This window comes from Rhodococcus sp. IEGM 1366 (assembly GCF_033142425.1).
Lineage (GTDB): Bacteria > Actinomycetota > Actinomycetes > Mycobacteriales > Mycobacteriaceae > Rhodococcus_F > Rhodococcus_F globerula.
Genome location: NZ_JAWLRZ010000002.1, coordinates 83462 through 94875, shown reverse-complemented (window position 1 = coordinate 94875; position 11414 = coordinate 83462). Strand labels below are relative to the sequence as shown.

13 protein-coding genes are annotated in these 11414 nt (G+C 64.0%); 7 read left to right on the top strand and 6 right to left on the bottom strand.

Annotated elements, in window-relative coordinates; genetic code table 11:
- Positions 1–53: 53 nt before the first annotated feature.
- The gene (locus R4P64_RS06310) at positions 54–1457 is read right to left on the bottom strand and encodes an NAD(P)H-quinone dehydrogenase (protein WP_033231260.1); all 1404 of its coding nucleotides are present in this window, start codon (positions 1455–1457) and stop codon (positions 54–56) included.
- A 178-nt stretch (positions 1458–1635) separates the two neighbouring features.
- On the opposite strand from R4P64_RS06310, the gene R4P64_RS06305 reads away from it, so the two are divergent.
- Positions 1636–2106: a gamma-glutamylcyclotransferase gene (locus R4P64_RS06305; protein WP_033231261.1), complete on the top strand. Its 471-nt coding sequence runs from the start codon at positions 1636–1638 to the stop codon at positions 2104–2106.
- 14 nt (positions 2107–2120) lie between these two features.
- On the opposite strand, the gene R4P64_RS06300 is transcribed toward R4P64_RS06305, so the two are convergent.
- From R4P64_RS06300 to R4P64_RS06285, 4 genes are read right to left on the bottom strand one after another with little or no spacing between them, the layout of a single operon-like run.
- Positions 2121–3197, bottom strand: coding sequence for a hypothetical protein (locus R4P64_RS06300; RefSeq protein WP_179300736.1), 1077 nt, complete (start codon positions 3195–3197; stop codon positions 2121–2123).
- 55 nt (positions 3198–3252) lie between these two features.
- The gene (locus R4P64_RS06295) at positions 3253–4401 is read right to left on the bottom strand and encodes a M20 family metallopeptidase (RefSeq protein WP_033231263.1); all 1149 of its coding nucleotides are present in this window, start codon (positions 4399–4401) and stop codon (positions 3253–3255) included.
- Positions 4398–5558: a M20 family metallopeptidase gene (locus R4P64_RS06290; RefSeq protein WP_051730213.1), complete on the bottom strand. Its 1161-nt coding sequence runs from the start codon at positions 5556–5558 to the stop codon at positions 4398–4400. Before R4P64_RS06290 ends, R4P64_RS06295 begins: the two co-directional genes overlap by 4 nt.
- A gap of 12 nt (positions 5559–5570) precedes the next feature.
- Positions 5571–6269, bottom strand: a complete 699-nt coding sequence (locus R4P64_RS06285) for an enoyl-CoA hydratase-related protein (RefSeq protein ID WP_033231264.1) — start codon at positions 6267–6269, stop codon at positions 5571–5573.
- A 67-nt stretch (positions 6270–6336) separates the two neighbouring features.
- Between R4P64_RS06285 and R4P64_RS06280 the strand changes: the two genes are divergently transcribed.
- Together R4P64_RS06280 and R4P64_RS06275 are read left to right on the top strand one after the other, a co-directional pair.
- On the top strand, positions 6337–7122 hold the full coding sequence (locus R4P64_RS06280) for a purine-nucleoside phosphorylase (RefSeq protein ID WP_033231520.1): 786 nt from the start codon (positions 6337–6339) through the stop codon (positions 7120–7122).
- Positions 7123–7280: 158 nt separating this feature from the next.
- The gene (locus R4P64_RS06275) at positions 7281–8726 is read left to right on the top strand and encodes a phospho-sugar mutase (protein WP_411742657.1); all 1446 of its coding nucleotides are present in this window, start codon (positions 7281–7283) and stop codon (positions 8724–8726) included.
- A gap of 1 nt (position 8727) precedes the next feature.
- On the opposite strand, the gene upp is transcribed toward R4P64_RS06275, so the two are convergent.
- Complete coding sequence (gene upp / locus R4P64_RS06270) at positions 8728–9351, bottom strand: uracil phosphoribosyltransferase (RefSeq protein WP_033231521.1); 624 nt, start codon at positions 9349–9351, stop codon at positions 8728–8730.
- Between the two features lie 82 nt (positions 9352–9433).
- Here upp and R4P64_RS06265 point away from each other — a divergent pair, with 82 nt between their 5' ends.
- From R4P64_RS06265 to R4P64_RS06250, 4 genes are read left to right on the top strand one after another with little or no spacing between them, the layout of a single operon-like run.
- Positions 9434–9748 carry a hypothetical protein gene (locus tag R4P64_RS06265; protein ID WP_095886609.1) on the top strand — a complete coding sequence of 105 codons (315 nt, stop codon included), beginning with the start codon at positions 9434–9436 and terminating at the stop codon, positions 9746–9748.
- Positions 9745–10716 (top strand): C40 family peptidase, encoded by a 972-nt coding sequence (locus R4P64_RS06260; protein ID WP_317819853.1) that lies wholly within the window; start codon positions 9745–9747, stop codon positions 10714–10716. The genes R4P64_RS06265 and R4P64_RS06260 overlap by 4 nt, the downstream gene beginning before the upstream one ends.
- Positions 10717–10729: 13 nt before the next feature.
- Positions 10730–11074: a hypothetical protein gene (locus R4P64_RS06255; RefSeq protein WP_033231268.1), complete on the top strand. Its 345-nt coding sequence runs from the start codon at positions 10730–10732 to the stop codon at positions 11072–11074.
- A complete protein-coding gene (locus R4P64_RS06250) occupies positions 11071–11370 on the top strand; it encodes a YbaB/EbfC family nucleoid-associated protein (protein WP_033231269.1) in 300 nt (99 codons plus the stop codon). Before R4P64_RS06255 ends, R4P64_RS06250 begins: the two co-directional genes overlap by 4 nt.
- The last annotated feature ends 44 nt before the right edge of the window (positions 11371–11414 follow it).

Genomic DNA, 11414 nt, shown 5'->3' with positions numbered 1-11414 from the left:
CGCCAATATGTGAAATCCAATTCTCAGATTTCGGGAAACCACGTTACGGAAAATCAGTCGAGGTCGTCGTGACGCATGAGCTGACGCGCCGCCTCGGTGATCGAACCGGTCAGCGACGGGTACACCGAGAACGTCTGGGCCAGGTCGTTGACGCTCAGGTTGTTCTGCACGGCCATCGCGAGCGGCAGGATCAACTCGGATCCATTGGGCGCGACCACAACTCCGCCGATCACGACACCCGTTGCGGGCCGGCAGAAGATCTTCACGAAGCCACGACGCAGTCCGGACATCTTGGCGCGCGGGTTGGTGTTGAGCGGCAGCATGACGGTACGAGCCGGAACTTCACCGTTGTCGATTGCAGCCTGCGTCACACCCACCGTTGCGATCTCGGGACGTGTGAACACCGCCGACGCCACCGTCTTCAACTTGATGGGGCTCACGCCTTCACCGAGTGCGTGGTACATCGCGATGCGGCCCTGCATGGCGGCCACGGATGCGAGCGGGAGCAGGCCAGTGCAGTCACCGGCAGCGTAGATACCCGACACCGCGGTGCGGGAGACGCGGTCGACGCGCAGGTAGCCGCCCTTATCGAGCTCGATGCCGACCTTGTCGAGACCGAGTCCGTCGGTGTTGGGAACCGAGCCGACTGTCATGAGGGCATGGCTGCCCTCGACCGTGCGGCCGTCGGAAAGCTTGACGATGATCCCGTCCTCGGTGCGCTCGACGGCATCGGCGCGCGCGTGCTTGACCAGGATCACGCCGCGCTCGGCCAACGCGTCTTCGAGCACGAGTGCCGCGTCGGCATCCTCGCCCGGGAGCACTCGGTCACGGCTGGACACCAGCGTCACCTTGACGCCCATCTCGGTGTACGCGGACACGAACTCGGCACCGGTCACACCGGAACCGACAACAACGAGGTGCGAGGGCAGCTCTTCCAAGTCGTAGAGCTGACGCCACGTCATGATGCGCTCACCGTCCGGCTCCGCGCCCGGGATGATGCGGGGGCTGGCGCCGGTCGCAATAAGGACTACGTCGGCAGCGATGGTGCGCTCCTCACCGTCGGCGAGGGTCGCCCGCACCTGGTGTGTCGCCAATCCGAGTTCCTGGTCCGTCAGTTCTGCGGTGCCGGAGAGGACCTCGACACCAACCGTCTGCAGTCGAGCGCGAATGTCCGAGGACTGGGACAGCGCAAGCGCCTTCACACGGGCGTGAATCTTGGGGAGCGACACCGACGCCTGCTCGGGATCGAGCGTGATTCCCAAATCGGATGCGCGACGCATGTCGGTGCGGATTCCGGTCGACGCGATGAACGTCTTCGACGGCACACAGTCGAACAGGACACACGCGCCGCCGACGCCGTCCGAATCGACCAGGGTGACGGTTGCGCCGTGCTGGGCAGCAACCAGCGCTGCCTCATATCCGGCAGGTCCGCCGCCGATGATCACGATCCGGGTCATATGTCCTCCAAGTCGTCAGGCGACCGGCAGGGGTCTCCCGCCAGTCCATATACCTCATGTACAGCACGCGTTGGTCACGCTATTGCAGCGATCGAGGTCGCGCAGTGCTTGTACCAGATTACTAGCGTCCGGTGGTCCGCTTCGCGTCACCCTCACACCACCGTTTAGGCTTGCGCCCGTGTCGATTTATGCTGCGTACGGTTCCAACATGCACCCCGAGCAGATGCTGTTGCGCTGCCCACACTCCCCCATGTCGGGAACTGGATGGTTGCGTGGCTGGCGCCTGACCTTCAGCGGCGAAGACCTCGGCTGGGAAGGCGCTCTCGCCACTGTGGTGGAGGACCCGGATTCCAGCGTTTTCGTAGTCCTCTACGACGTACCGGAAGAGGACGAGGTGAGCCTCGACCGCTGGGAAGGCGCCGAGCTCGGACTGCACCGCAAGATCCGGGTACGTGTCGACACTACGGACGGCGCCGTTCTGGCCTGGCTGTATGTCATGGACGCCTACGAAGGTGGTCTTCCGTCCGCTCGCTACATCGGTGTGATGGCCGACGCAGCCGAGATCGCGGGTGCTCCGGCCGACTACGTCCGGGAACTGCGGACGCGAAACAGCCGGAACGTGGGTCCCGGAAACGGTTTGACCGACTAATCCAGATTGACCGACTAGAGCAGCAAGAAGTAGGCCAGCACCGCGAGCGCGATGATCGCCGCTACGGCGGCAACTGTGATCACGATGCGCGTGGAGCCGGACTTGCCGGTCTCGGTCTCCGCCACCGACGTAGGTTCCGCCTCCGCAGTAGCCACCTGTGCCCCTTCGGCCGACACGGCAACCTTCGGGACGTTGTCGAATACTTCGGTGACGTCATGTGACGGCGGCAGTCCGATCGGCACGATCTTGTGCGACGTCGACGTGAAACCGGCTGCAAGAATTGCTGCACCGAGCGCTGCCGACTGTTCCGGACCAGGTCCGAGTTCACAACGGACATTGAGCTTTTCGGCGACCCCAACGGCAATGGCCGTCATCGCTGCCTTGTCGCCCGCCATGTCACCGTCGCCGGTCACGACAACGGCGTCGAGGTTTTCCGGCATCCATCCGAAGGCGCCGAGCGCCGTTGCGATTCGTGAACTCGGAGAGCTGCCGTCGCCGGCAAATCCGAATGCGCGGCCCGCGGCAACACCCGAACGCACCAGGGTGACAGCGGCTCCGGTGTCGTCGACGTGATAAATCCCGATGAGCGTTCCGGCCAGCGCGGCGATTTCCGATTCGAACCACGCCGACACCGCTTCGGCGTCCGATACCAAGGTGACCCGTTCGAGGCCCGCGTAGACCAGTGAATCGCGCAGGATCGCCGCCGTCGAGGAATCCCAGCGTGACGGGTACGTCGCCACGATGTCGGGCGCGCCGCCGTCCTTACCCCCACGATCTGGCAGCGGCTCGCATTCCTGTAGCAGGCAGCGGATGGACGTTGCCACCAAATCTTCAGCGCGATAACGGGTATCAGCGGTTCCGGCAACACCGCTCGGATCGCCGACGCGGGCGACAAAGCCCGTCCAGCTTTCTGTGAACTCGCGGCCGCCGCCCAACTCCGACTCGCCGCCGAGCACGGTGGTGCCGTCCTTGCGCTGATTGAGAACCGTATCGCGAACGATTACCACCGGATCAGCCGAACCTGGATCGTTCGACGCGACCACTGCCGTCGACACCACTGTGCCGATTCGCACTCCCACACCTATGGACATGCCCGTACCTTCACTCGAACCTTACGAAAAACGGTGCCCCCGACGGGAACCGGAACTAACCGAGAACGAGGCTTGTGAGAACCTTCACGCCCACACCGAGCGCGCGCTCGTCGAGATCGAATGTGGGTTGATGGATATCGAGTTGTTCACCTTCGCCGGACCACACACCCAACCTGGCCATTGCACCAGGGACGGTCTCGAGGTACCACGAAAAGTCTTCTCCACCACCGGATTGTGGTGTGTCAGCCAAGGCATCCTGCCCGACGCTGGCGATGGCGTCCTCGAACATACGCGTCGAGACCTCGTCATTGACGACCGGCGGGACACCGCGGCGGTAGTTCAGTTGGTAGCGGACACCTGTCGGTGCGAGCAGTCCGTGCACGATCTCCTCCACAAGAGGTTCGAGCAGTTCCCACGTTTCGTGATCGCCCGTTCGGACCGTGCCCGTCATCATGCCGGTCTGCGGGATAGCGTTGGGCGCTTGACCGGCGCTGACCGCGCCCCACACCATGACAGTGCCGGTGCGCGGATCGATACGGCGGCTGAGCATTCCGGGCAAACCGGTGACAACAGTTCCGAGCGCGTAGATGAGATCAGTTGTCAGGTGAGGCCGCGACGTATGGCCTCCCGGCGAATCCAGAACCACTTCGACGGTATCGGCTGCGGACGTGATCGCGCCGAGTCTCACACCGACCTGACCCGCTTCCAGGCGCGGATCACAATGCAGAGCAAAGATTCTCGAAACACCGTCGAGTGCACCGGCCGCGATGACGTCGAGCGCACCGCCCGGCATCACTTCTTCGGCAGGCTGGAAGATCAACCGAACTCCGACCGGAAGTTCCGGCAACGACGCCAAGGCCACACCAACGCCCAACAGGATCGTGGTGTGCGCGTCGTGCCCACAAGCGTGGGAAACACCAGGGACCGTGGACGAGTACGTCGCACCCGTCGCCTCCTGCATCGGCAGTGCATCCATGTCGGCGCGCAGGGCAATGCGGGGTCCGTCCGGACCGATATCGCACGTCAACCCCGTGCCGCCGGGAAGCACCTTCGGTGAAAGTCCAGCTTCGATGAGCCGCGTCGCGACAAATTCCGTTGTCGCGTATTCATGGCGCGCCAATTCGGGGTTGGCGTGAATGTGCCGTCGCCACGCGACCAGATCGTCGGTATGCGCGTGAATCCAAGTATCGATTGCCGCGTTCACCGGCGATCTACTCCTTCCAACAGACGGGCGCGTTCCGAAGGATCGGACGCTACCCGGACAGCAGTGCGAGCCAAGGCTATTGCGCCGTCTACAACGGCGCGATCAGCAGATTCCGTGACACACGCAGCAGCGAACTCCGGCTGATGTGTCACTGCCCCAGCTGAATCCAAACCGATCACAGGATGAATTCCAGGAATCACGTTGGTGACATTACCCATGTCGGTACTTCCGAGCGGACGAGAACGCTCCCATTCAGGTGCCAACGGCACCCGGCCCAGGTCCAGGATCTGTTCGCGGTACACGTCAGCGAGCCACGGATCAGGCGTCAATTCGGTGTAGGTCGGCGATACGGTGCGGATCTCGTGAGTGCAACCGGTGCCAAGAGCGCCGGCTGCAAAACAGGCATTCGACCGCTCCGACAGATTGGCCAACGACGCGGCGGTCTCCGCCCGCAAGTAATACAACAGCTCCGAACGCGCCGGCACGATGTTGGGGGCGGTTCCACCGTCACTGACGATGCCGTGAATCTGCTGACCGGGGAGCAGGTGCTGGCGCAACAACCCCACTGCCACCTGAGCCAGGGTTGCCGCGTCGGCGGCATTGAGTCCGAACTCCGGTGCGGCGGACGCGTGAGCCTCCCGTCCGTGGTAGCTGACGGCGATATCGGCCAAGGCCAGCGACGTCGCACCGATGATGTCGATCGGGCCAGGGTGAACCATCATCGCGGCGCCGACGCCGTCGAACGCCCCGCGCTCGAGCATCAGCACTTTGCCGCCACCCGTTTCCTCGGCCGGAGTTCCGATCACCCGAACGGTGATGCCGAGTTGGTCCGCCACAGATGCCAAGGCGATACCGGCACCTACCGCCGCCGCAGCGATGATGTTGTGCCCACAGGCGTGGCCGATGTCCGGAAGAGCGTCGTACTCGGCGCAGATCGCGATGACCAGCTCTCCGCTGCCGTACGTCGCATCGAACGCCGTGGGTAGATCGACCAGACCGCGAGTGATCGCGAAGCCGTGCTGCTCCAGCAGTTCGGACACCTTGGCGCTGCTGCGGAATTCCTCGAATGCAAGCTCCGGATCACCGTGAATCGAATGCGACAGCGCAATCAGATCGGTCTCCACAGACCTGACTACGCCGTCGACTTCATGATTCACCGAATCATTGTCTCACCCGAACGAGAAGTTGCTCTTGTCAGTCACCCGTCCAAGATCAACCAACAGGTCTCGATGAATCCCGGCCTTGATTCCGGCCAGGTTCGGTCCGTGTGTCGCGGTGAGCGCAGCGGCCTTGGCCACCGCGGTCGCGAGCACCGAATCACCCTCGACGGTTTCCTGGACAATTCCGGCAGACAGTGCGTCGGCGCCACCGAATCGGCGCCCGGTGGTCATTGCCTCCACGGCCGCTTGCTTGGGGAGTCTGCTGTTCAGCAGGGCCGACATGCCAACGGTGAACGGCATGTTCAGGCTCACCTCTGGCAGGCAGTAGAAACCGCGGTCGGCGCGCATGATCTGGAAGTCGTGCGACGTCGCGAGCATCGCGCCCGCTCCGAAGGCGTGGCCACCGATCGCCGCGACCGTCGCCATCGGGAATGTCAGCAAGCGGGTGTACAGCGTGTGTACCTTGTCGAGGTACCCGGGAAGACCGTCGATGTTGGCAAAGATCCACGTGGTGTCCAGGCCGTTCGTGTAGAACTTGCCCGTCGCCGTGGTGACCAGGGCAGCCGGCCCCTCGTGCGCTTCGACCTCGTCGAGTGCGCTGTGCACCGAGTCGATCCAATCAGGGGTGAAACGGTTCTCGTTGTCAGTTTCACCCTCGTTTCCGAGGTACAGGATGAATACGTCGCCGTCGCGTTCGAGATAAGGCATGAAGGGCAGCGTAATGGCCGGTAGGTCATCCGACGAACCGACCCGACTCGTCAGTAAGGTAACGCACATGGGAACGATCGCCGAAGCCGCCGCTGCCGCTCTGTCCGCCATGACCGGAAGCGCGCCGCCCTCCGTCGCCGTAGTCCTCGGTTCAGGGTGGACCGACGCTGCCGACCAGTTCGGTGAGCCCACTGCCGAGGTGTCGATGGCCGACCTACCTGGCTTCGCTCCGCCGTCGGCTCTCGGCCACGCCGGAAGGATCCGAACCGTCACCGTCGGCGATACCCAGGTTCTGTTGCTTCTCGGACGCACCCACGCGTACGAAGGCCATGAACTCAGCTCCGTGGTCCATCCCGTTCGCACCGCCATCGCAGCGGGCGCGGACACCGTGATCCTCACCAATGCCGCCGGCGGTATCCGCGAGGACTACGCCGTCGGTCAGCCGGTCCTGATCAGTGACCACCTCAACCTGACGGCCCGCTCGCCGTTGGTGGGCGCGGAATTCGTCGATCTCGTCGACGCCTACTCCCCCGAACTTCGAGCACTCGCTCGCTCCATCGACCCCGAACTCACCGAAGGCGTATACGCCGGGCTACCCGGGCCCCATTACGAAACGCCTGCCGAAATCCGGATGCTGCGCACCCTCGGCGCCGATCTCGTAGGCATGTCGACGGTCCACGAGACCATCGCGGCTCGCGCTCTGGGCGCACGGGTGTTGGGCATCTCGATGGTCACCAATCTTGCCGCGGGCATCACCGGCGCACCACTCGATCATCAGGAAGTACTCGCGGCAGGCAAGGCGTCCGCGACCCGAGTGGGAACGCTGCTGCGCCAACTGGTCCGCGAACTGTGATCCTGGCGGCGCAGGAGTGGATCAACTCCGATCCCGACCCGGCCACCAGGCGCGAACTCGCATCGCTCTCCGAACATGAACTGGCCGAACGTTTTTCCGCTCCACTGACATTCGGCACGGCGGGGTTGCGCGGACCGGTGCGAGGCGGCCCCAACGGGATGAACGTAGCTGTTGTCATCCGCACCACCGCCGGACTCGCAGCGTGGCTGAACGCGCACGGCCACAGCGGCTCTCACATCGTTGTCGGCCGCGACGCCCGCCATGGTTCCGAAGCATTTGCCACTGCCGGCGCCGAGGTTCTGGCCGCCGCCGGATTCGAGGTCACTCTTCTCCCCCACCCGCTACCGACACCGGTGCTCGCATTTGCCGTTCGGGCACTCGGCGCCAGCGCCGGAATCCAGATCACCGCGTCGCACAACCCCGCCGCGGACAACGGCTACAAGGTGTACCTCGACGGTGGATCCCAACTGGTCTCACCGGCGGATCGCGAGATCGAAAGCGCGATCGCGAAGGTCGGCGGCGCGTCGAGCATTGCCAGAACTCCGGTGACGCCGGTGGGCAACTCCGTGATCGAAAACTACGTACGACGCGTCGCAACGCTTCCTCACGGTCAAACCCGCAACATTCGCATCGCACTGACACCACTGCACGGCGTGGGCGGGGACACCGCACTGGCCGCATTGCACGCCGCCGGTTTCACCGACGTCCACGTAGTCGCCGGGCAATTCGATCCCGATCCCGATTTCCCGACCGTCGCATTTCCCAATCCGGAAGAACCCGGTGCCACCGATGCACTTCTCGAGCTGGCCGACACGGTGAACGCCGATCTCGCGATCGCTCTCGATCCGGACGCCGACCGCTGCGCCGTCGGGGTACGTGACGGCGACAGGTGGCGAATGCTTCGCGGAGACGAGACGGGCGTGCTGCTCGCCGACCACGTCCTCACCGCGGCTCGGCCGAATTCCCTCGTAGCGACCACCATCGTGTCGTCTACTCTGCTTTCGAAACTGGCTCCCACTCGCGGCGCTCGATTCGCCTGCACCCTCACCGGATTCAAGTGGCTGACCCGCGCGGGCGACGGTCTTGTCTACGCCTACGAAGAGGCGATCGGCCACTGCGTCGACCCCGACGCCGTCCGAGACAAGGACGGAATCTCGGCCGCCGTCCTGGTCGCCGATCTGGTTGCCACTCTTGCCGACACCGACCGAACCGTGCTGGATGTGCTCGACGACTACGCCCTCGAATTCGGCTATCACCACGGGGACCAAGTTTCCCGCAGAGTCGACGACGTTGCCGACATCGCCACCATCATGGACCGCATTCGGAGCAATCCACCGCACGAAATCTGCGACGAGGCAGTTGCTTTCGAAGATCTGGCTGCTCTCGAAGATCTGGCGACGGTCGATTCGCCACTGCGCACCGACGCGGTGGTCTTCACCGGCGCGACGACGCGCATCGTCGTCCGCCCGTCCGGCACCGAGCCCAAGCTCAAGTGTTATCTCGAGGTCGTGATTCCGGTAGCGAACCGCAGCGAACTCGCCGGCGCCCAGGCAGCAGCGAAGACCCGGACAAGACAACTCCGGGCCTTCGCAGAAAATTTGTAGGCTAGCGCGGTCCGAACTGCCGATCGCCCGCGTCGCCGAGGCCCGGCACGATGAAAGCGTTCTCGTCCAAGCCGTCGTCGATGCTCGCCAGAACCAGGCGAACCGGGTGGCCGGACTCCGCAAGCGCGTCGACACCACGCGGTGCCGCGACAACACACACCGCTGTCACGTCGGTTGCTCCGCGCGCAACGAGCAGGTCGATCGTGTGAACCATCGATCCACCGGTTGCCAGCATCGGATCGAGTACGAATACCGGGATTCCGGAGAGATCAGCCGGGAGCGATTCGAGGTACGGAACGGGCGCGTGGGTCTTCTCGTCGCGCGCCATTCCCACAAAGCCGACACCAGCCGACGGGATCAACGCACTGGCCTGCTCGACCATGCCCAGACCGGCGCGCAGCACCGGGACCAGCAACGGCGGCTTGGCCAGACGAATTCCCGTTGTCGCTGCCACCGGCGTGTCGACGGGGAACTCTTCGATCTCGGCGTCGCGCATTGCCTCGTACACGAGCATGTGCGTGAGCCGACGCAGAGCCGACCGGAATGTCGCATTGTCGCTGCGTGCATCACGCATTGTCGTCAGGAGTGCCGCTGCCAGCGGATGGTCGACTACGTGCGTTTGCATGACCATGAGGATAGTTCCTCGGGAACCGAGCGGCCCCGGGCGGCGTCCAAGAAAGGAGTAAGCGCAACGGGGGGAAGAGAAGTTGGACAATTTTCTAGCTCACACAGAAGACATCACAGACTTCGGTTCACGCTTGGCCGTCGTCGCCGACACCGTGGCCCGCGCCCAGGCCGACGCGGCCCGTCACGATCACACTGCGCTCGGCGCAGTCCTGGGATTGATCGCGGAGGACTTCGTCCGAGTCACCGGCGAAGCCCAACAGACTCACATCGACGATCTCGGCCGTCTTGCCACCGTTGTGTCCAGTGCCGCAGCCGCCACACACAGTGCCCGCGACCTGTACGTGGGCACAGACGAGTTGGTTCGCAGCACCATCGTCGAAGCGGCGCGGACATGATCCCCGTCGAGGCCCTTGCCCGGCCGATCATCGACCTGGTGGCAACCCTTGGTTCTGGCGTCACCGACTCGAACGGACCCGAAGTCGGACTCCGCATCGCGTCGGACGTACTGGAGATCGCCTACCAACTGGGTACCGCTGCACTGGGGGAACTGTCCGGCGGCGGAACATCCACCGCGGGCATGCGCGCCGCGACAACAATGACCGAACAGACCCAAGCGGCAACTCGAACACTCACCGATAAAGGCACCGACATCGCCGGAATTGTCGACGAGGCCACCATGACGGTGTCCGCCGGGATCAACGAACTGAACGGCATCTTGCAGTCGTTTCTCGGGATCGCTGCCAAAGCCGGTCCGGCCCTACTGACGCCGCCGGGCCAATTGATGCTCGTTGCAGCTGCATTCGACCATCTTGGGCAGGCAATATCCGTCGTCGAGAGAATGCGCGGCGATCTCTCCGGGTCCACCGACAAGATGTCCGCTCTGGTGCCGTCAGTCCCGCTGCCGGATCCCGCGCCCGGGGTCACCAACCCGGAATCGGGAACCGGTTCTGCTGCCAGTACCGGCAGCGCTGGATTGCAGATCGATCTGCCCGACGGTTCTGTTGCGACCGCCCCCAACGCCGAAGCCGCTGCAGCGGTGCGCAACGCACTCACCCAGCAAGGAGTGCCATACGAGTGGGGCGGCACCTCACCTGGAGTTGGCCTCGACTGCAGTGGTTTGACGCAATGGGCCTACGGACAAGCGGGCGTCGATATTCCGCGCCTTGCCCAGGAACAAGGCATCGGCAGCCCCGTCGATCAGTCCGAACTTCTGCCGGGCGACCTCGCAGTCTGGGACGGCCACGTTGCCATGGTGATCGGCAACGGCCAGATGGTCGAAGCCGGAGACCCGGTCAGCGTCAGCCCCGTCCGAACATCCAACATCGGCATGGGATTTCACGGCTTCTACCGACCCACAGAGTGAAATGAGCACGAATATGCAGGACACACCGCGCCCACCGAGCGTCATCACCGCAGTGGCGGCAAATCGCCGCGGAACCATCGCCTTACGGGCCACCGAACAGGGCATTCCCATCGACATCCGTATCCATCACAGCGAATTACGCTATGGCGGTGCTCGCCTGGCCACCGAGATCATGGCCCTCTCTGCCCGGGCCGCCATGGAAGCCGGCGTCCGCCACCGCCTCGAATTGGAAGCCGATGGGGTTCCGGCCGACATCGTGAATGCCCTGGGACTCGCAACACGTGAGCAATTGGCCGACGCCCAAGCTGCCGAAGAGCACACCGACACAGCCCCCACTACCTGGATGCGATCGATATGAACGAAATGGACCGAATCATGGAGCGCGCCAAGAGTCAGTGCGGATTCATGCAGGATGCGGTCGGTGACGTCGACGCCATCCGGGCGACCGCCGCGAGCGCCGACGGCACGGTTGTCGCCTGTGTCGACGGAATGGGCGCGCTGGTCGAACTGACCATCACCGACGCCGTAACCACTATGGAACCGAAGGCCGTCGCGGCACTGACTATCGCCACCATCCACCAGGCAGTTCACCGCAGCAACGTCGAACGCGAACGTCTGATGAATCAACTGGGTCGCTCACTCGGCGAGGTGTGAGTAACCCGCGCTATGCGCAGGGCGCTCGGGTCGATAGGCTTCCG